The following is a 20906-nucleotide window of genomic DNA, read 5'->3' as shown; positions in this document are numbered from 1 at the left end:
GAACCTCAGTTGGCGTTTGTCGAAATCATTTGAGTGACTTCAAGTCCCGCCGGCTTTTCCTGAACATCGGCGCGCTGGATGCGCAGAGTGAAGATAAAACGTTGGGCCGGCGTGCTGGTTTGCTGGCCATCAAGCTTGAGGGTAACCGGGTACTGGAATTCCCAGGTAAAACGATCGCCAAGTAACCCTTTGCTGCGTATGACGCCAGGCGCCACATCAACCGACAGGTTCATCCGCTGATTTTTCACTGCGGCAAGGATGTTTGACGATGTCAGAGCCCTGTTATAGCCCTCAAACCCCTGGTCGTTAAAACGCGGCTCCACGCGCGTCATCTGTGCGCGATAGTGAACAAAATCAAGCGTAAAGCCTTGACGTAAAGTATCGGCGCCAAATGCAGCGACATCCTCCGAGCTAAACGCCGGAATGTTTGTCGGTTTGGCAGGCGTCAGCCGCCCTTGCTCAGTTGCAAAGTATTTGACCGGGGGGTGTGCAACCTGCCACCCCAGATACCCGTTGAGGGAAAGTGACAGCACCAATGCCACGCACAACCACACCACGACGTTCAGGCAGCGATGAGCAAAAGCCGCGCCCAGCTCACGCTGGCGCTGCATGGATAGGGCGTGTGCAAAGGCACGCGTCTCATCGTCTGATGCCGGGGGTGCCATGTTCGGCGCCAGTGCCGCCTCGGCAGAACTCTGTTCTTGCGTTTGCATGGGTCTCCTTAACGCCCCGTGAACTCTTGCCACGGGTCAATGGTGCCGGGGATGTAGTCGTTGATCTTGTCAACGGCCGCCTGACAGACCTTCTCGGACACCTGGTTCATGATGTCGGCAAGGCTGGGGAACGTGGGCAGTTGGATAGTGGTTGTACGTATCCGCGACAAACAATCCTGTAACTGGTCAGAGGCATTCTGTTCTCGCGACGCCCAGGCTTCGGCGGCCCGTCGAGCCTGCTCATAACCGGCTTTGCTGCCGGCTTCAGCCGCAGCCCCCGCACGGCAGGTGGAGGCAAAACTGGTAGCCGGCAGACAGCACAACGCCGCAAGCAGTGCGGCGCACACGCTTTTTTTAAACATAAAGAGAGTCCTTTGCGGTCAGTGAGTTATATCGGGCGAGGGTCGCCCGGCTGCGCCTTTGGCGCTGCCGCCGGCGCGGCCTTTGGGGAAGCGTTATCATCGCGCCAACGTTCGTCAAAACCCAGTCGGGAATGAAGCGCGGGCGGTAAACTGGCAGGAGCATCCAGTTTGCCAATTCGAACCTGGCTATCGCCTTCCAGCCTGAAGGCGATGTTCTCGCGAGGTACGGGCTGGCCACTGCTGCGGTTGATCCCATTCCCACAGCCTACAGGTCTCGCCCCCTCAGGGGTGATCGTGTTGAACACCATGGGAGGCGCATCCTCTCGGCCAGGTAACGTCACCAGCACATGCTGATATTCTCCCTGATGGCGAACCACCCCCTGCAGATATGGGCCATCGCTGCGCACCAGGTATAGATCAAGATGACCATCCTGCGTCCAGCTGCTGGCAACCGGCTCTCCCGCCCCCTTATCCATGGATGGCCGCGGTGCAGATAGCACATCACCGGGTGTTTGACTGCCCTGCCCATCTGGCCGCAGCCAGTACACCCCTTCCTGAGGCGCTGCCGGCGGTGGCATATCAAGACGCAGCTGGTTGATGATGGTCGACTGGATTTTGGCAAATCTTGCCGCATCAAATGCCGCCAACTTGACCCCATCATCCTGACCGGTACGTACCGTATCACCCCCGGTAGGGGTCAAAGACCACTGATTGCGATGCGCTGTTTTTGACTCAAAGTGGGTAACCACCCCCTGATCGTCTTTCTGCGGAACCTGCACGGTTACGGCTTCTTTCCCCAACCAGGTAAGCGTGGCCATACGACCGGGCTGGATACGGGTTTCACGTATTAGCCCCGCCAACTCCTTACCCCAAAATGTTTGTTTTCCCTCCCGTGTCCGCAGCGTAATGAACGAGCTTTGTGATTCTCCGGGTTCAAAACGGAAAGGGGCGGTACCACATTTGAGGACTTTGCCGGTGACACCCGCCGCCGCGGCTTTGTAGCTTTGGTGAATAGCGGCAGGAATACCGCTGTCAGGATGGGCGGCATTCTCTTGCTGCCTGGCTGCTGGATGATTCCGCGTCTCAACAACTGGCTCAGCTTCTTGCGGTGCGGCGGGCGGTGTGGCAGCTGCAGGGCCGGAATGGTGCACCGGCGATGTAGCCGGTTGCGATGCGGGGGAATTTTCCGGCATTGGCACGGCATCACCGGTGACAGCGTCACTAACTGGCACTGGCGTAGCCAACTTTTTCCGCGCATCTTCCAACATGGCCTGCTGGGCAGGGACCTTCATCGTCACATTGATTTCATGCCGGGCAATCAGGGCGATCGCTTTTTCCTGAAAAGCGTCACTGCCGGTCAATTCAATACGGCCACGGTAATACTGTGCCGCGGTCAACAACGCCGCCAGTACCTTCTCATCGCTTTGGCTGGCCCCCTCCGCCATATCCAATCGGGAGCCCCGATCGATGAACGCGGGTTCGTTATCCAATTTGTAGAGAACCGCATTGTCCCCCTGCTTTTCCCATGACAGCCGCTGAAGTAACGCATCCTTGTCTATCAACGCCACATCAGGATCAGCCGCCTCGCTGCTCGGACGTGGTGGGCCCACCCAGATTGCATCGACTGTTGATGATTTCTGAGCCTGTTCGGACTCCGAATGATGGGCCCATTGTGACGCCGGTATGGCATTTTCTAGCTGAGGTTCACTGTGTTGGCGAGGCGGCACATCCTCCAGGTCACTGACCGTATCGGATGGTATCTCCCGTGTTGGTTCAGCAGCCTCAGGAATCGGTGCAATGTGTTCTGCAGCATCAACCGGTGCAGGTTCTGGCGCACTTCCTTCAGGATTAAGCCGTCCTGCCAGAGAAATAGGCGTGTCGCCGGAACGATCGGCTACATCAGAAACCACAGAGCCTTCTTCAGGTTCGGCGCCCATATCAGGTAACGGTACGCCCGATGTCTCGGCTTGCGCGGCCCAGGACGCATAATCGTTAATATCGATCGGCGTTTCATCGACTACGGGAAGGTGATCAACAATCGGCTCAACAGGCCCGACATCGGCCTGAATAGAGGGCGGCTCTGTCGGCATCGGCGGCACTGCTTCAACCGGTGCAAACGGTGGTTCTTCCGGAATGGGCAGCGGAGCGCCATCGGATGGATGGTTCATTTTTTCTCTTTCCTCTTGGATAATATCCAGTGCACGGGCAATGTTGGCGGTCACGAGCAAACGTAGCCCATCCAGCCCTCGCGACTGGTGAAGGTCATTGAAATCGGTCAGCCCCAGTTTTTTTTCTGCATCAGTAAAATCAGGCACAATTGCAGCACCGTAAGTCACTGATGACGCAGCCTGAGTAGCCATCATCACCCCTTTGTTCACCTTCTTTGCATGATCCAAATCGGCAAGGAAGATATGTGGGGTATCGGGATAACGCGCGTGCAGTACGTTGGCAATTGCGGCCATGTTGCCGGCATCAATGGTCATTACGACCGGCTGGCCAGTAGCAAGATTCAGGCTTCTGGCCGTGGCATACCCCTCGGCATACAACACAGGGGCGTCAGGCGTTAGCGGGCCGCCCACCACCAAGAAATTCCCCTGCTTTGGCGCATCGCTGTAAAGCCGCTTATCGCCGTCAGGCGTGATGTACTGCAAGGTGCGAAATTCACCCTCAGCATTAAAAAACGGCACCACCAGGGCACCGTTTTGAGTTTGTCGCAGCTCCGGCGTCGGGGATATCCCCTTTCGCACCAGATAAGGATGGGCAGGGTCTGCGCCCGGAAGCTTGTCGTATAGCGCCTGCGCTTTCGCCGTCTGTCGGCGGTAATTGGCCTCTCGCGCCCGTTCAGCTTCATCGTGCGCCTGGCGAGCAGCTGCTCGAATGTGGAGCCGGGCAACGGGATCGGCTTCTGTTCCACTGGCTTTCCAATTCGTGACAGACTTTTCCGTCTCAGCCCGGTGATAGTTGATGAACCAACCGCCGGGGCGCCGATCAAGGAACCCGCGATAAACACCACTTTTTTGCCCCTTCTTATCCTCCAGTGTAGCGACGCGATGCCGTTTCCCATCCATCACCGGCAACCCTTTCACGATTAACCCCGCCTGCGTAAGGGCATCGTGAAATTCTGCCTGGGCATCACCGCCGCCAGTGCTGATGGTCTTGTCGGGTAACCAAGCCTTCACGCGCTCGATATCACACCCCGGTCGCGCATACCACAGAACCGCATCTTTATCCCAGGCCAGCGCCGAACGGCCATCATCAAGTAGCCCTGCGGCTTTGCGAGCCTTCTCGCGTTCTTCGTGACGCACCGCCAACCAAAGACGATTTTTGGTTTTTTCTCCCATTATGATCTCCTCGACTTCGATACCTCTCCCGGCACCCTAAAGGCCTTTATGCTAGTCACTCACCTTCAGTAAAACGGCGGTACCACCACGGTCGACCCGACAGCAGTTTTCCACGCAGCAGATAGACCAACCGCGCAATAAGTACCGTCAATGTCCAACCAAAGGCCGACAGAATGCGGAAAAAAATGATGATGCCGCTGATCACATAAATCGTGTCCCAGGTAGGGAAGCGGAACCAGAACAGGTAAAGCAAAAATAACGGGGCCGGAACACCGTAAACATTGAGTTTGCGAGAAGCATTGCGCCAATAGCCCGGTGGCAAAGGTTCCTGCTCATCATGCATGTGAATGACCTCGCTCCAGTTCACGCAACTGATGGCTCGTAAGGGCGACGGCCAACTCGCTGCGTGCGATCCGCCCTTGTAAATACAGCTGCCAGGCATGATCGGCAATGCGTCGTTTCTCTGTCCGAATAATGCCGTCAATGTGTTGGCCCCATTTGACGTATGGCATTTCCGATAGCCTTTCTCGCAAAGGATCATCAAAAATAATGTATTCGCGCACAGCTTGCCGTTTGCCATCAGTTGTCCTTAGCAACTTCTGCACCACGATGTATTGCAGCACACCGAGCATGTCATGCGCGATTGCCTCACGGATCTCCGCCTGGAATAGGTTCAAACAGCGAGGAATGGCCTCTCCGGGGGAGTGAATATGCAGTGTCGATAGGCATAAATGGCCTAGCTGGCCAGCCTGAATCCCTGCTTCCACAGTTTCTCGATCACGCATCTCCCCGACGCCAATCACCGAGGGTGCGCGCCGCAGGTCAGCGCGGATACCCTCAGCAAAATTAGGAACATCACGACGGATCTGCAGCTGAGTCGCCGGCAAAATATCACCGCTCTTACCCAGAACAAACTCTATCGGATCTTCCGTCGTCGTCACTTTCCGGTCAGGATCGTGATCGATACAGTGCCGATAGACCGATGCCAGAAAGGTACTTTTCCCAGAGCCGGTTTCACCGCCAATGAAGGCCAATCCCTTATGAGGCAGAACAACACTGCGCAGGTCATCCTCGATGCCCAACGAATCCAGCTCGGGGATAGCGGTCGGGATGACCCGCATGGTCAGTGCAATAGTCGTATCCAACCGCCCAGCCGTAGACTGCACAAAATTGCAGCGAAAGCGCAACCGTTCACCACGATCCAGACCATAGCGCTGGTACATGTCGCCATCGAGCTGCAGCGCTCTGTCGACTGGATAGCCGCCCCCAGCCGTTGCCCGCACCTCCGGTTCAAAGATCTCGTCAATCAGTTTGGACAGGGTATCGTCAGCCAGCACAAAGGTACTGGCTCGTCTCAATCGACCGTGGTGGCTGACAACCAGGTGATTGCCGCCCTGAATATGGATATCACTGACACTCTGCTTAGCACACCAGACAAAAAACGTTTTAAGTGCATTGCCATCTAGGCCGGTCTCGAAGTTATAGGGAATAAACTCAGTCGATTCAGTCATTTTCTCCCTCTCTGTGTATGACCGGCTTCCATTTCGTCTTATCAGGCACAAATCCAGCGTGCTCCTTAAGACGACGAACTCGATCACCCGTGGTCAACTTGCTGCGATCGCCACTGACGGTTTGTTGCTGGTCAGTCACCACCGGAGAGGTGATATACCCCTGTTGCAACAAGCGTGAGTAAACCAACATGCCGCGATAATCCCGGGTAAGGCGATTGAAATTGGCTTCCAATGTATGATCAGCACTCTCCCGCCCCTCTTCCCATCCCTTTCGTACAGCCGCCTGCCACAGCGCTTTCTGGGCACCGTTGGCCGGAATCACTGCCGCTTCAGGCCCATCAACTGCCGAAGTGGACAAGCCGGCGTTAAGCCAACTCCGCCAGGATGGCGGGTTACTGACAAAACGCTCCGGTGTGAGAATTTCATACACATGCGTAGCGGTTCTTATTTGATTAGGTGTGATATGGGCCACATCCTGCGCTTCACTGATCACCGGTGGTAGCCATCCTTGACGACTGATCAAGGTTCGGAAGTCATATAAGGCATCCAAATTCTTGGCTACAGCATCAAGGGTTTGACGTAACTCCCAGGCACGCTGCGCTTTTCCACCTCGAAACCCCAATGTACGCCCAGCTTCTTCGAGCAGTTGGCGACGGGTTTCCGAAATATCCGACGATGATGGTTGTGAAGGGCTAAGGTAACTGCTCATATCCGGCGGTGCAGACTCTGAAGGGGATTGTGCAGCTGCTGCCTGGCCGCACAGTACGCCATTGACGAAAAGTAGCGTCAGAATGGACTTTTTCATCTACGCCCCCTCGGTTTTTCTGGTTGTAAAAAGACCAGCGTGAGCTGGCCAGGAAACTCATGCAGTGTGGCCCGCCAGGCAGTCTGGACTTCAATCATTCGCAATAGGTTCTGGTAGGTGACGCCGTTTACATGCAGATTGACCGGCAATGGAAGCCGCACACCCGTCCAGTTAAAGGTCAACCCACGTTGTCGGGCCAGATGAGAAAGCAGCTCGACAGCATCGCCATCCCTGTTGAGGGTTACGCGCTGAGAATTGGCACTGATACCTGGAGTAAATAAAGGTGCTCGAACTTGGTTTATCGCACCGGACAAATACAAATTATTCTGCGCGTTTTGAATCTGCTCAGCATTATATTGAGTGTCCGTATTTTTTAGCGGCATGACTGTGATACTTTTAGCCGGAAGTTGACATCCACTAAGCACCACAGGCACAAAGAGTAACATGCAATAAATTTTCATGTTTCTTTATCCTGTATATCTGATTTTTTGGTTGATTGGAATTTAGAGCGGAACTCGAAAAAAAAATTAAAGAAAAGGAGGCTTTGCGCCCCCTTTTATTATCTACACAGACTCATGCTTTACTGTTTCTTTCTTTCTCCGACTCACTGGCCTTTCAATAAATCTATATGACAAGTATGCCAATACGATAGATACAACACATGACAAAGCAAACCTTGGCATACCATCAGCCACACCAATGTCTTCAAACCGTTTACCTATCCCACCATTCATTAGCGTGTGGATGAGATAGAGAGAGAATGATATCTCTCCCAAGGTAATAAAGAAGGCAGGAATACATTTCGTTACAAGCTCATCATTTAATACCACTGCAATAAACAAAATTGACAAATACCATCCTGACATCGTCATCCCATGCCCCCATGACGGGACAAATAGAATGCAGTAGCCTATAACGATTATCGACACAATTAATATTGACATGCGCAACTGGCCATTTAGCTTTTTTGTATAGGGATAAACAAGACCAAAAGCAACGCCCACCAAAAACATCCATATGATGGGGTTCGTCATGAGATTTAAGTAAGCTGAATCGAATTGATAACCACTAACATCCAAGGTCGGTGAATGTCCAGCCAACATAGGGAAAACAACCAGACTTAACGAAAACATACCAAACAACAATGGCCATCGGTATTTTGATATCAGACAAACTGCCATAACTAAGTAGAACAACACTTCGTAATTCAGTGTCCACCTAATACCATAGAAACCACTATCATCCACATAGAAGGGGGCATGATTGGCATCGATTGGGGAGAACGTGATTGCACTTATTAAATTACTCACTTTATCTGGATAATGGAACGTGCTCATGGCTCCAGATAAAAGGAAGGTAATTAGCAGAATAATAAAATAGGCCGGAAGTATTCTCCTTGCGCGATGTTTCAAAAACACCCCTGCCGCTGATAGTCCTGGTGTTAGTTTCTTCGCTGAAAGCGTGATGACAAATCCGCTTATTATGAAGAATACATCAACACCAACAGCCCCCCATCCGAATAACTGATCACCCAGATTAGGATAGGAAAGGTTTATATTCCAACGAAAGTGAAATAACATGACAGCAAGCGCTGCCAGTCCTCTCAGCGCTTGGACGCTAGCCAGTTTATCTTGTTTCATGAAGATTCTTTAAATTCAGTGAATTAATAAACCATTATATTACATTGAGTTATGCAATGCCACCCTCAACAACTTCGTATCATTTCGTACAAATTGCAATAGACTGAAAACATGTTGTACGCCATTCATTATTAGGCGTAACTACAATCCAGCTATTTGAAAAGACGTCAGGATAAGCAGCATCAGGGGAGTTATGTGCTGAATCATTAGATGTCCAACGAGACAGTCGATATCCTCCAGAGACTAATTTTGTTCCCGCAGGGCAATAGGCTCTGGCTTCTTTTAGGTTTTGGCATTGCTCATCGCTCGTCACATTAAATGTATCTAACGCCCCCAAGGACTTCCATATGCCATTTTGGCAAGAGAGCAGTACGCCTTCCGGTGTCCTACCTACAAGTCCATTTGGGCCGCATCCCCAACCAGCATTTGCCGTGCCATCAAGCTGCAGATATTCACCGACAGATGCCCGGCCGTCTGCACGAACGCTCCCACCTTTCAGTTGACCGCCGGTATAAATACCTTTGTTATTAACCGAACGAATCCAGTCGTTGTCATCCATGTAAAATCCGCCGCCGTGGTCTTCGTTGAGCCAACCCTTACCATGTTTTGTTACCAACCAGCCGTAATTACTACGAACATCCCCTGCAGCGGCAATTCCACCTCCCGCAACCACACCATCCCGTGATACAACGTTTTGAGCATTTACATTCTGCTGGTAATTACCTGTTTGTGCGTTGATATCATTAGCGGCATTAAGGTTGTTCCCCCCCATATCAATCGCAGTATGCATCTTATTAAGATCGGGGCGACCATTAACCTGGAAGCGATACAAACGATCGCTTTCTTCAGCCCCACCTGCCAATACATCGGACGTCAGGTAAGCGGCCAGGTGTCCACTCTGTCCACTTAGCCCCATATTCGTCAGGTTGACCTGCCAGCCACCGCCGGCGCCGTTGGCAACATTGACGGGTTCGATATACCCCCCCAAGCCAGACGTGTTCTGAGCGATATAGCGTTGGCCCTTGAACGTAATATTTTGACCGCCGGTGGTCAAAACAAAGGCGACCAGCTTGTCGGTTTGCGAAGGATTGCGTGTCACGGCAAGAATATAGGTTTGGCCGTTATTGTTGGTAAGGGAAAACCCAGCCGGCAAATACCCTTTATCACGCAGGGTCTGGCCGGTTACCGTGACGTTGCCGCCCCCTTTTACCTGATTCAGCAACGTATCGTAGTTATCTTTAACATATCGACGGGCACCCTCGCTTACTGTGCTCAGGTGTGTCGCAGTCACGACCCAGGTCTGTTCTTCAATATAGTTGGAATATCGTTCCAACCCGATAGGGGCGGCAATCAACACGATCCCCAGAACGATGGCCATAGAGATCAACGATACCCCCCGGTTGATACGGGGGGTGACAACTTCAGCAGTCATAAGGCACCTGTTAGGATCAATTGAGGGAAGCTACCGGCCAGTATTGCCAGTAACACGAATAGCCAGGGAGCATAGGGTTGAGTCGTTTTGTCCGTCAGTAATGCCCCGACGATAAACAGCAAGAATGCACATCCGCTCAGCACGCTGGCGAGCTGCCAGGGGAACCAGGCACTCAGCGCGGCGATCAAATGCACATCGCCCATGCCGAACCCTTCTTCCCCCCGCAGATGCTTGGCGCCATAGTGAAAGGCATAGAGGAACAAAAACATGCCGATACTGCCTGTGAGCGCCTCAGTCAGGGCAAGTGTACTGCCAGGCATCAAGGTAAACAGCAGACCTGTCAGCCAAAAACCTGAGGTATATCGCAGCGGTAGCCAGTAATTGCGCAAATCAAGCAGCACCATGGGAATACCCCAGGCCAGCAGCCCCAGAATTTTGACAGTACCTGCCCAGGGATGCCCCACAAGGGCTGTTGTTGCGATCAGTGCAGTACCGCTGCCGACAAAAACTATTGTGACGCCTCTGACCTGCCGCCGAGTAAGGGGTGGGCCATCATGTTCAAGCAAGAATTGTTTCGCTCGATGAACCAACGGCTGGGCGCCAATAAACAGAGTGGCGCCGGCGCATACCATCAGTAACGAGAACTTCAGGAGATACAAAGCCATCAGGCAGCACCTCCTTTCAGTTTCATGTACATCGCATACACTTTCCGCGCGTAAATCATACGCCTCGGACCGTTGTTATCTGCGAATCCGGCATTATAGGAGCCGAGGCATTGCCAATTTACCCCGCATTGTTTGAGGTGCTTTGCCAATATCCAGGCCCCGATCTGCACGTTGAGACAGCTGTTGGTCAGCAAATCCTGCTCACTGCGGATGATGCCCAACGCGCGCAATTGGGGAATATGTCGGTCATTGATTTGCATCAACCCGAAGTCACGGCTGGTAACTCGTCCGGCTTTATCGCGATTTTTGCCAATGGCTTGAGGATTTAGGCTGCTTTCGACAGTCGCCATTGAGCGAAGTAATAAAGGGTCGACTTTATAGCGCGCACCTGCCTCGTTAAAACAGAACGCCTGTGCCGGCAGCGAAAATAATAATGCCCAGCCCAGCACCAGGCAGGCCAGAGCTCGTTGAAAGGAAAACAACATGAGAATGCACTCCAGATGGAGGCCGGCAACAGAACGTTGCCGGCAGGATGGGCATCAGGTGTTGCTGGTAAAGGTAAGGGTGTTCTGCCCAACAGATCCTTTATCGGCAGTACACTGCGCCCCCACGGCGCTGGCAGCGATCGCGCCATTCGTCGATGTGCCGTTGACCATGGTGGTAACAACACTCGGCGCCGCACTCAGTTTTGTGGCCAGAGTAATGCACGCCTCTTGAGGAACGGCCGCGTAAGTCAGAGAGAAGGAGGATTTCTGCCCACCGGCCGTTGCCACGGGTTGCACGGTGACAGCGCCCCCCCACAGGTTTTGCAACTTGGCGCTACCCGAGGATTTGGTACCGACAACCGTCATGTTGGCCGGCGCGCCCCCGAACTGGATCAGGGCGCCGGTCATGGCGTCAGCGGCGGCAAAATTATAAACACCGGATGTTTTCAACATGGTGCGGGTGTTGGTCAGAAGTTCTGCGGCATTATTGTACTCCGTACTGGCGTCGTTGCGGTTAAACAGCCCTCCGCCCTGGGTAATGGCGATAGCTAATACAACGAGGACAAGAACAAAATAAATAGCCGCTTCAAGCAGGGTAATAACCCCACGGTTGATTGCTGACTGTCGAGTTTGTGTCAGTTCCATTACTGTTTCCTTTAGGTTTTGATGAGAGTGGGCGGCTTAACGTGTGCCCACGAGGTCGTTGAGGTTTTGTGTGGCCAGGAGGATCAGGATCATGTAGCCAGCGTTGGTGCCCAATGCGATGTAAGAAAGCAAAGACGCCGTCCGCTTGATCCGGGCTACAGTTTGCACAAGCCAGGCCCGTGCAAAATTTTCAATAATGATTTCAGCGTTATCGCCGTCGGTCAGCAGGACCAGTTTGTCGATAGCACGCGGAGAGGGAAATCCGTAGCCGGCATTGCGCAACGCCAACCCGAGGTGGTCACCTTGCCTAACCTGACGCTGGGTTGCGGCCAATCGCTCATATAACCAGGGCGGTGCATAACGGCTCAGCATGTCGATGGCGTCTTCCGTCTTCACCTGAGCACGCATCAACGCACTGAAATTAAGTAAAAAACCCACTCCCAGCACGTCGCGATACACGCTCCAGGGCAATAGACGGTCCAAAACATGCTGCCGCACCGTTCCCGTCAAGTTCGGCATTGACCAGATGACGAAGCCAATCAGCAGGAGTACCAGCCCACCAAGAATAATTGCATGATTGACAAAGAATTCTGAGATGGCGCTGAGCCACCACAACGCCCCAGTCCAATTATCTCGGGCAGACAATGACTCCAGGCGGGGAAGGAAATAAACAGTGACCATCTTCATCATGGCAAACGTGGTAGCCAGCAACAGCATCGGGTAAGCCAACGTGGACACCAATGCTGATTTCATATCCGACATGCCCTGTACCACGGTGATCGCCCGGTATAGGGCAGCAGCTAGGTTGCCGTCCTGAACGCCAGAGCTGAGGATGGCGGCCTCCTGCCGGGGTATCCAGGACGCCAATCCCTGGTCGACTGACCGGCCCTGACGCAGGGCACTGAGCATATCCTCCAGGCAATAGACGACCGGCGGGCGTTTATTGCCATAGCTCCCTATCATTGAATTGATGGCTTTCTCAACTTTGAGGTTGTTGTCGAGCAGGAAAGCCAGATCCTCGTAGAGCGTCAGGCGGTCAGCGGTGGAGAATGTCTTTTGCGCCAACCAGCGCCCTACCCCTTCATTCATTGTTTCCGATGACGGCATCCTGCCCCGTAGCGCCGTCAACCGTTCGCGCAAACGGGAAATCATGATGCTGCCTCCGGGGGTAACAATGTCAGGCTGTCCTCGTCCAGCGGGCTGATATAGTCCGCATCAATCGGGTCGACCAGTCCGTCATTGAGATAACGCATCAGGTGCTGACCGCGCGTGATACCGCCCAGCGCATTCACCCAATAACTGCGCGCAGCCAGTTTGCCCTCATGGCGAAACAGCTCCATGAATCTGGCATCGGGACGAATGACTTCAGCGATAACACGCCGGCCGATTACGCCTTTGTAACAGTGCTCACATCCCTCAGGATGGCGAAAAGCCAGCTTTTCGACCTGACAAAAGCGTTCAAGCAGCGCTCTTTTCTCCTCTCCCAGACTTGCTCTGACCGCCTCCCAGCGTTTCTTGCAGTGAGGGCATAACAGCTGCACCAGCCGCTGTGCGATTAACCCAATCATGACTTGAGGATCAGCCACCTGGCCCATGGGGATACCCAGAGTATCAGTCAGGCGATCAAGAATGCCGACCGCATCATTCGCATGCAGCGTGGTTTCCACCAGGTGTCCTGACTTGGCCGCCGTCAAAGCAGACTTAACCGAGTTGGCATCACGAATTTCGCCGACGACCATGGCATCAGGGTCCAGCCGTAATGCGGCAGAAATAGACCTGACCCAGGCACGGCTAACAGCGTCCGGATCGTTTTTATCGGCAATGATGGGGGTTTGTACCGCGCCCAAAATCAATCCTTCTGGAGGGTCTTCCAGCGTCATCAGTCGTTTTCGATGCCCGGTAAACGACAGGTACATTTCGCTGAATGTGCGCAGTGAGGTACTTTTCCCAGAACCGGTAGGGCCGGACAGGATGATGACGCCTTCAGGGCGCGCCAGCATACGGCGAATAAGCGTTTGCTGTTCCTGTAGAAAACCCAATTCGTCGAGCGTAGGCGGCGTTTTACCCTCATCGGGCAAAATGCGCATGACCACATATAGACCGAATTCTGCCGGCGTATGCGCATAACGCGCCCCGAAGAGCTGAAGCCCTTGCAGAAACTCTTTACGCACCCGCCCATCCTGAGCGCGATTGGGGTTAAAACTCTTCTCGGCCACATCGCACATCGACATCACAATCGTTGACGCCAGCGTCATTCCTTCGGCGCGATCCAGCTGCGTCACCGTTTCGAGGTCGCCGTGCACACGAAATTGCACCACTGTCACATTATTCATTCCGATCAGCAGATGAATATCACTGGCGCCTTTCTTCTTGGCTTCCCGAAAGAAATCGATGATTTTCGCCTGTTGAGAGGAATAATCATTAGCCTCGGGGTTCTCGGTGAGCTGGCTTTGCTGCAACTCTTTTAGCTTGTCGAGCTGAACCCGCTTAACCTGCAGTCGGGGGTATTTCTTATACGCGCCGGCAATCTCTGACGTGACGGCCAGACTGTTATTATGGGCGTCAGACACATATAGCGTCGGGGCATCGGTGTTGGCCAGATCTAAATGGATATAGGTTGAACCACGTTTCTCATACATATGGGTTACCCCGCAAAGGAAAGAGAGACCAGTGTTTGGTTCTTCCCGGACACCACGACTTCATTGATGTTGATCCGTTTAACAACGAACTCCGTACCCGGGATACGATTCCCCACCTGCACCGTAACCTGATTGCCGTTGCTGAGTGCCAGCACGGCCGTGAAGCCCTTACCCGCGCCGGTGATCTCCACAATCTGCGGTGGAGCAGCATCTTGCACCGCGCCCTTGACCTCGGATTTGTTGTCCTGAGAAGGTGGCGCCGGGTTGAAAGGCTGATCCAGAGCACGGTCATACCCGTTCTTTTGCAGTTCATTCAGCGCCTTGGCCCTGGCCAGCTGGGCCTCATACAGCACTGTCTCTGCCTGGATGGCTTCCAGTTGACCAAGATTTAACGCTCGCCCAGCCTCCGCGCGCGCGAACGTGGTAGGCAGAGGAAGATCCGCTGCCGTGGGTGGCTTCACCGGCGGTGAAGCGGGCGGAGCCGCCGGTATATCTGCGACCGGCGCGGCGAAGACACCAGGTGCAATCAGCACCAGGCACAACGCCCAGGGCGTTACTCTGGATTTAGCGGTTGGCATACAGAAGTCCCTCAATGGTGTATTCCAGACGGTTGTTTTTGAGCGTGGTCGTGATGCTGGACGCCCGTATTCCACTGCTGTTGAAGCGCGTTGGCGCAAACAACCGATCGGGCGGAATATCGGTAATGAACGTGAAGCTGTAGGTACGCCACGGCAGATTTTGTACGTCGCCCTGCGTTAACTGCGTGCTCACGTCCATTTCGCTTAGGCGCAAGCGCGCATTGATACGCTGGGCATAACTGGTTAAGTGCTGAATTTGCTGGCTGCCCGGGAGAAGATCTTCGGGATGTTCTGGAGGAGAAAGTGGCACCGGTAACGCAAAAGAGGCGTCGTCTGCGCTACCGGGAATATTAAAAACGGGTTGAATATCTGAACCATAGAGCACGGGTAAGCGCAAGGCAAAATCCCCTACGGTGCCACCGTTCGGCAAGGTGTAGTGCAGTATGATTTTTCCCTGCGAATCACACGTTGCCGTATTGAAAACCCAGCCTGCAATAGAGATCTGCGCATCTTTCCATACGCGACTGCAGGCACTGAGCATCGGTGGAAACCGCGGTTGTGTAGCCCAGGGTTTCAGGTTGTCGGCCGGCGCCTGTTGTGCCATCTGTTGCCTGGCCATCAGCGCGGCCTGAGCTGCTGCTATGCGCGCATCTTCCTGGTGTTTCTCCCAGGCCGAATAACCCACATACCCGGCCCCCAGGACCACCACTGCCATGCCCCAAAGCCACAGTACCTTCGGATCATGAGTCTGACTCAGCCTGGCCCGGCGCAAACCGACCTTGCTATCGACCAAGTCGGTGAGCGATTTATCTTCCGTGTCTTCCCCGGGAAAGAAACCGCCAGGAGCATATATCATCCACCCCGCAGCAGGCGCTGAGGTGATCGCCAGAAAATTTGAAACCGCAGTGCGTATAGCCGTTTCATCCCCGACGATATCACCGAACGGGGAAAGCATGCCGTCACTGACAGCGACGAACCAGTATTGCCCATTGGATAACGGGAAAACGCCATAACACGCCTCTGGCAATGCCGGCAGAACCGCCAACGCCATCGATGCCAGCCCGCCTCCTTTTCGAACAGCCTTGCCGGCGAGATTGACAGTGCCCAATAAGGTGCCTTGTGCCTGGCCGTCACCGGTTGGCAATGCTGCCCAATGCGTAGCCTTGGCCTCCTTCGCACGCAAACGCATGCTGCGGCGCCCACGCAGCGGCAAATACTGCCAGTGCAACCCGGCCACAAGCCAGGCGTTCCCATTCTGCAGCGTGTAGGTAGTCTGTTGTTTCATGGCTTATCCCAAAATGACCGGAGTGATAAGAATGACCAGCATGGTTTTGTTATTTTCGCCGTTGGCACCGCCGCCGAGTCCAAAGAAGCGGAAGCTGCCGACGCCCTGGCGATTTGCGGTGTTGTTGAGAGATTGGTAACCACTGAGAACCAACGTTTGTCCGGATTGCATAATGACGCGCTGGGTAAAGGTTTTGAGGCGTGTTTTCATCAACTCAACCGACGTTTTTTCACTCGTGAACGTGCGCATGGTCGGGTCATCTGACATATTGATCGCAAACTGCAGCTGCATTTTTGGCGACTGGGGCATCAGGAACGGCAGCACGGTCATGTTGAAACCGGTTGTGATCGTGGATTTGGTGATACTGCTCGATGAACCGACGTTGGCCGTGTTCTCCGTAGTGACGTTGGAGGCATAGTCCTGCTGCAGCGCAACTTGGATCGGCACCGCTGACAGGTTAGTGGTCATGCTCGAGGCCTCTGTCATTACGCTGACATTCGCCTGTTCAGACAGGGCTTTGATAAAGGCTTTGGTGCCCGCCCCTTTGCCATCAAGGATAGAAACCCCACCGTTCAACGCATCTGAAGCCGCGCCGGTAAACGCGTTGGTCAGTGACAAGCCGACGCTGCCACTGTTGAATACGGCGTTCCAGTCGATGCCGTACTGATCCTGAGTGCGTTTTTCGACGCTGTAGACCTGCACGTTGAGAACGACCTGGCGGTTGAGTTCTTTATTGCGGTCTTCCAGATAACGGCCTATCTGCTCAAGAACGCGTGGCGTATCCGTCACCGTAAGGACGCCGGCGGACAAATTCATGCGACCGGTACCGGGCGTTAACATCGACTTAATGGTATTGGTGACGTCCTCGTACAGGCTGGATTTGATTTCCATCTCAGTCGCCTGAGAGGTATTGGAGTCACCGCTGAGTCCACCGCCACTGCTGTCACCCGTTGCCCCCATCGATGAAGTGGTGCCGCTCACGGTTTTAGAGCCAAAACTCGCCTTGCTGTCCATGAACATGACCGGGAACGTCCGGGTGTCGAGATAGAAAATGGCGATCCGACCCTGCTCATAACGCCATGACAGCCCAAGACGAGTAGTGACATTATCAAGCAATCCCCCCAACTCGCCCTGCCAGAACACCCCCCTGAGCGCAGTGCCACCACTGACGACCGGCGCAGCACGGGTAGATGAACCGCCCAACGCGGCTAACGGCACCAACCCATTCGGATCTGGCGCCGGAACCGGGCCACTTATCTGCTCAGTTTTGCCACCCGTCGGTGCCAAGATAGCTTGTGCATCAGGCGTCACCACCACAGGCAAACGACAACGCTTACTGATAAAAGCACTGACTTCCGCCAGTGTGATGCTCCCAGGACGATTGATGGCCACAGCGCAAGGAGGCAGCAAACTATTGCCCCCTGGTTGAGCATTTAACGGGTAAGGGTTGATCCACTGAGAGGTTAAATCACGCACCACAGAGCCCTGTTTAAGAGCATGCATATGTTTATCTGCCTGATTTTCGTCTCGTGATACTTGATTATCGATCTTATCGATGCGCTCAAGCGGCGCACAGCCGGAAAGCAGCAAACACAACGTCGCCGCCAACCCGGTCAAGGGGAGGTGTTTTTTCATTGTTAACCTTATTAGGGGAGATTAGTTGAGGTACACCAGGCTGCCGTCAGTAATGCTCGCCGGCACATTTACCTGCATGTCATTGCCAACACTGTCGATGAGGCGTCTTCCGACAACTTTGCCAACCAGCGCGGAATGTCGGCTCTGAGCCAACAATGCCGCCATCAACCCAGGTTGATCTGGCTGATAGACATACACACGATCAGCCTGCAAAACATTGCGCAACCCTCCAACGGATGACCAGCCGAAGGCACTGTCGGGGATCACGCCGTCTTTTTGTGCAGGGTTGTTATAGCGCCAGTCATTGATGTCATTGATGTAACGGATGGTTTGAATAGCGCGCTGACTCAGCGTGCTATCCTGTAGCTGAGTCCCGGCCTGGTCATGGGGAGAAATGTTGACCCATACCAGGAACCCCAGGAATACAGATAAAATCCAGTAAAACATCAGATTGCCCTCCAAAGCACTATCCAGAATATGGTGCATAGGACGATCACGCCGACGTTCACTGTGCCGCGATAATTCATGCAAACCTCCAGGAGATAAGGCTGCGGATGCAACCTCTGAACAGAAGGGGAAAGGATGTTACTGAATGTCCATCAATGGATTTCCTTGTCATCAACCGAGATGACACATTGGACATGGCGAATACCGGCATACAATGGCACTTTGGCCGTACCGTATAAGGTGAACAGGCTATTCAATGCATCCCGGAAACTGCCTTCAAACTGGAGTGGGGCGTCGATGCGGTAATTCACCGATGTCAACCAGGCGACAGTCCAGTTAGCGACACCAGGGGTAGAACACTTCTCTGCCGCCGCCCAACTGAACAGGGTATCTTTCAACGTGCTCCCCGCTTCGATCCGCCAAACCTTTGGTTTAATGACCGATTTGGGCAGTGTTACCGAAGCTGTAGTTTTTACCGCCGGGGTAGGGCTCGAGGTGGCTACCGGCTTACTGCCACCAAATGGATTACGGCCAGATACCACACTGCCTTTCTTATCGGTTACCGCTGGGGTTGAGGACAGGGTAACTGATGCGCTTTTAGGCGAATTTGCAGCCACGGCCCCGGGAGTAAATTCAACAGATTTGGCCGCGACGGAAATCCGTTGGGTTGACCAATCGACCAGCGCGACCTTGCCCTGTTGCTGCAGCACGTCATCCAGCACAAACGGCCACTGATCGTTACCGCGCCATTGCAGTGAAGTGCGGGCATCCGGTTTAAGCTCTTGAGAGAAAGTCACTTGCCAACCAGGAGGGGTAATCTGCCGTATAGCCTGACGGAGCGTTGAAGCTTTGCCCGGCTTGGCAAGCGTCAGACTGGCTGGCCGCTCTCCGATATAGCGGATAGCCTGCAGGGTAGGTACCGGCTGACCTGCAAGCGCCCTAGGCTGAATGACCTCCGGCTGACGCCTCAACGATGTGCCTGCTGGCCTGGACTCAGGAACCGTCCGCACAGGTTTTAAACTAACCCGGCTGGCTTGGGCCAGATCCGCCTGTGCTCGCTGAATTATCGGTATTTGCTCCTGGATCAACGAAGTCACAAACTCTTGAGCCGGAAGGCGCGGCGGCGAAGATGGGCTAATAGCACATCCACTCAACACCACCGGCGCTAGGGCAACGGGGAGAAATATTTTCAATAGAGTCACCTCAATTACGCAGTGGGATAAACAGGAAACAAGACAGGGGTATTGCAGAATAACGATTTTAGGAAGTTTATTTAGTAACAGTTCGGCAAAGAATATTTGCACAGGCCACCGCACGTTCAAAAGGCCGGGTACGCGATGTAGGTAGAGAGGGGTTTATAGCGGAGGATGAGAGCCTGTACTTTTTCTTTACCTGCACTTTTGTATTACCCAGGTAAAATAACGTATCGCGTCTAATTCGCTTTCTTTTACGCGTTCTGTTTATTTTCTCTATATCAGGGGCAATTAGTGTCGATAGTTCGGAGAACTCACAGGAAAAAGTTTGTGATGAGTTTAACTTTCCTTTTGCCATCAACATCTCCTTATCCGAATGTAAACTGCTGTTCAGGCAAGTCCACTCGTTAGAATGGACTTGCACAAATCTCTTTTGCGTCAGCATCCTTTCACTGCCAGTGTTGCCCGTTCACGCCCATTCACCCCGCCCTCGCGGGTGGTGCTAATCTTCTCTACAGGCAGATCGTACCCATAGATACATTGCATTTTTGCATAGGGGTCTTAACAGTTACGGAATACTGTCCGACTTTCCATTCGGGGTTACTCCCATTGAAAAATCACATAACCGCTAAGCGGATAATGTGTATAAGTAACCCCGGTTGTTAAAAAGCGGGCGCCACCTTTTTTCAAAGGCCACGAGCACCCCATCCCAACGGACGAATTATTCATTTCGTGATAATTCCTCACGGGCAATCACCCAAAATTCAAAAGATTCCAGGTAATAGAAGGCCCTGCGAGTTAACGCCATATATTTTTATAATCACTAAACAAACTAATAAAATAGAGTTCCCTGGTGTTGGATCTCTATAGGGTGCTACTTGGATTCATCAGAAAGGAAACGGCGGCCAGGCACCGCAATATCTGTAACTGTTTTTAGATGATCGGCAAGTCGAATTGTCGCCTCTTTAACTTTGCTACGACCTGAGCGCTTTGCGGCCTGAGTCAACAACCGATTAACATCAGGGCTCATTTCGATAACGGTCTGTGCGGCTTTCCATTGTGACTTATCAGTCATTTATTATAATTCCCTACATCTTCAAAAGAATTATGGCGAGATTAATCCTTTCTCCTAAAATGCGAAACCCCCTTTAAAAGGGGGTTGACGTATTGGTTAAACTGTGAGTCTAAAATTCAATTTAGTTGCAGGGTGTCAATGGCAATCAACAACTCAAGGTTTAGCTTAAGCTGGATCGCCGTCCCCATCGTAGATATCGACGTTAAGTGCATTCGATGACATGCTGCTTTGAGAGAATCTTTGACAGTGTCCTCCGATACATCTCGAAGCTGAGCAATCGTTCCCACAGGGATTCCTGTCGAGTACATATAGGCAGTAGCCAACTGAGTGAGTGTTAAATCCGGAAAATACTTGTGTAATGCCCTAAATTGGCTAGGATCGATGGCAGCCATGGCAGCCTCCCGTACAGGTTGTTATGGTTAGCTGGTTGTACAGGCCTTCAACCCTGTGCAATC

21 protein-coding genes are annotated in these 20906 nt (G+C 53.1%); all 21 read right to left on the bottom strand.

Annotated elements, in window-relative coordinates:
* Positions 1–5: 5 nt before the first annotated feature.
* The 21 genes from ACJ8M3_RS24015 to ACJ8M3_RS23915 all read right to left on the bottom strand — a co-directional run bounded on the left by ACJ8M3_RS24015 (position 6) and on the right by ACJ8M3_RS23915 (position 20843).
* Complete coding sequence (locus tag ACJ8M3_RS24015; protein ID WP_080437538.1) at positions 6–713, bottom strand: DotI/IcmL/TraM family protein; 708 nt, start codon at positions 711–713, stop codon at positions 6–8.
* 8 nt (positions 714–721) lie between these two features.
* Positions 722–1075 (bottom strand): hypothetical protein, encoded by a 354-nt coding sequence (locus ACJ8M3_RS24010; RefSeq protein WP_060432360.1) that lies wholly within the window; start codon positions 1073–1075, stop codon positions 722–724.
* A 26-nt stretch (positions 1076–1101) separates the two neighbouring features.
* Positions 1102–4416: an LPD7 domain-containing protein gene (locus ACJ8M3_RS24005; protein ID WP_442514771.1), complete on the bottom strand. Its 3315-nt coding sequence runs from the start codon at positions 4414–4416 to the stop codon at positions 1102–1104.
* Positions 4417–4471: 55 nt separating this feature from the next.
* Positions 4472–4759: an IcmT/TraK family protein gene (gene icmT / locus ACJ8M3_RS24000; RefSeq protein ID WP_060432358.1), complete on the bottom strand. Its 288-nt coding sequence runs from the start codon at positions 4757–4759 to the stop codon at positions 4472–4474.
* Positions 4752–5927 carry a plasmid transfer ATPase TraJ gene (traJ, locus tag ACJ8M3_RS23995; RefSeq protein ID WP_160126022.1) on the bottom strand — a complete coding sequence of 392 codons (1176 nt, stop codon included), beginning with the start codon at positions 5925–5927 and terminating at the stop codon, positions 4752–4754. Before traJ ends, icmT begins: the two co-directional genes overlap by 8 nt.
* The gene (locus ACJ8M3_RS23990; RefSeq protein ID WP_160126023.1) at positions 5920–6732 is read right to left on the bottom strand and encodes a type IV secretion system DotC family protein; all 813 of its coding nucleotides are present in this window, start codon (positions 6730–6732) and stop codon (positions 5920–5922) included. Before ACJ8M3_RS23990 ends, traJ begins: the two co-directional genes overlap by 8 nt.
* Positions 6729–7193: a DotD/TraH family lipoprotein gene (locus ACJ8M3_RS23985; RefSeq protein ID WP_442514770.1), complete on the bottom strand. Its 465-nt coding sequence runs from the start codon at positions 7191–7193 to the stop codon at positions 6729–6731. The genes ACJ8M3_RS23990 and ACJ8M3_RS23985 overlap by 4 nt, the downstream gene beginning before the upstream one ends.
* Positions 7194–7295: 102 nt before the next feature.
* Positions 7296–8372, bottom strand: coding sequence for an acyltransferase family protein (locus ACJ8M3_RS23980; RefSeq protein ID WP_435958759.1), 1077 nt, complete (start codon positions 8370–8372; stop codon positions 7296–7298).
* 79 nt (positions 8373–8451) lie between these two features.
* Positions 8452–9804: a shufflon system plasmid conjugative transfer pilus tip adhesin PilV gene (gene pilV, locus ACJ8M3_RS23975; RefSeq protein WP_442514769.1), complete on the bottom strand. Its 1353-nt coding sequence runs from the start codon at positions 9802–9804 to the stop codon at positions 8452–8454.
* Entirely contained in the window at positions 9801–10469 is a 669-nt protein-coding gene (locus ACJ8M3_RS23970) for a prepilin peptidase (RefSeq protein ID WP_435958761.1), read from the bottom strand. The genes pilV and ACJ8M3_RS23970 overlap by 4 nt, the downstream gene beginning before the upstream one ends.
* Positions 10469–10954 carry a lytic transglycosylase domain-containing protein gene (locus ACJ8M3_RS23965; protein WP_089186989.1) on the bottom strand — a complete coding sequence of 162 codons (486 nt, stop codon included), beginning with the start codon at positions 10952–10954 and terminating at the stop codon, positions 10469–10471. The genes ACJ8M3_RS23970 and ACJ8M3_RS23965 overlap by 1 nt, the downstream gene beginning before the upstream one ends.
* Before the next feature lie 54 nt (positions 10955–11008).
* A complete protein-coding gene (locus tag ACJ8M3_RS23960; protein ID WP_060442022.1) occupies positions 11009–11599 on the bottom strand; it encodes a type 4 pilus major pilin in 591 nt (196 codons plus the stop codon).
* Positions 11600–11635: 36 nt separating this feature from the next.
* A complete protein-coding gene (locus ACJ8M3_RS23955; RefSeq protein WP_128869054.1) occupies positions 11636–12751 on the bottom strand; it encodes a type II secretion system F family protein in 1116 nt (371 codons plus the stop codon).
* The gene (locus ACJ8M3_RS23950) at positions 12748–14238 is read right to left on the bottom strand and encodes a GspE/PulE family protein (RefSeq protein ID WP_435958762.1); all 1491 of its coding nucleotides are present in this window, start codon (positions 14236–14238) and stop codon (positions 12748–12750) included. The genes ACJ8M3_RS23955 and ACJ8M3_RS23950 overlap by 4 nt, the downstream gene beginning before the upstream one ends.
* Before the next feature lie 5 nt (positions 14239–14243).
* Positions 14244–14816 carry a type IV pilus biogenesis protein PilP gene (gene pilP / locus ACJ8M3_RS23945; protein WP_435958763.1) on the bottom strand — a complete coding sequence of 191 codons (573 nt, stop codon included), beginning with the start codon at positions 14814–14816 and terminating at the stop codon, positions 14244–14246.
* Positions 14803–16101 (bottom strand): type 4b pilus protein PilO2, encoded by a 1299-nt coding sequence (gene pilO2 / locus ACJ8M3_RS23940; RefSeq protein WP_435958764.1) that lies wholly within the window; start codon positions 16099–16101, stop codon positions 14803–14805. Before pilO2 ends, pilP begins: the two co-directional genes overlap by 14 nt.
* Positions 16102–16104: 3 nt before the next feature.
* Complete coding sequence (gene pilN, locus ACJ8M3_RS23935) at positions 16105–17736, bottom strand: PilN family type IVB pilus formation outer membrane protein (RefSeq protein ID WP_435958765.1); 1632 nt, start codon at positions 17734–17736, stop codon at positions 16105–16107.
* 21 nt (positions 17737–17757) lie between these two features.
* On the bottom strand, positions 17758–18222 hold the full coding sequence (pilM, locus tag ACJ8M3_RS23930; protein WP_128869051.1) for a type IV pilus biogenesis protein PilM: 465 nt from the start codon (positions 18220–18222) through the stop codon (positions 17758–17760).
* A gap of 113 nt (positions 18223–18335) precedes the next feature.
* On the bottom strand, positions 18336–19487 hold the full coding sequence (locus ACJ8M3_RS23925; protein ID WP_435958766.1) for a toxin co-regulated pilus biosynthesis Q family protein: 1152 nt from the start codon (positions 19485–19487) through the stop codon (positions 18336–18338).
* A gap of 763 nt (positions 19488–20250) precedes the next feature.
* The gene (locus tag ACJ8M3_RS23920; protein ID WP_072270311.1) at positions 20251–20451 is read right to left on the bottom strand and encodes a TraY domain-containing protein; all 201 of its coding nucleotides are present in this window, start codon (positions 20449–20451) and stop codon (positions 20251–20253) included.
* A 116-nt stretch (positions 20452–20567) separates the two neighbouring features.
* On the bottom strand, positions 20568–20843 hold the full coding sequence (locus ACJ8M3_RS23915; RefSeq protein WP_435958767.1) for a helix-turn-helix transcriptional regulator: 276 nt from the start codon (positions 20841–20843) through the stop codon (positions 20568–20570).
* Between the last annotated feature and the right edge of the window lie 63 nt (positions 20844–20906).

Source organism: Serratia sp. CY55921 (genome assembly GCF_052167655.1).
GTDB lineage: Bacteria > Pseudomonadota > Gammaproteobacteria > Enterobacterales > Enterobacteriaceae > Serratia > Serratia ureilytica.
The sequence above is the reverse complement of the archived record's forward strand: the minus strand, read 5'-3'. Positions and strand labels throughout refer to the sequence as shown.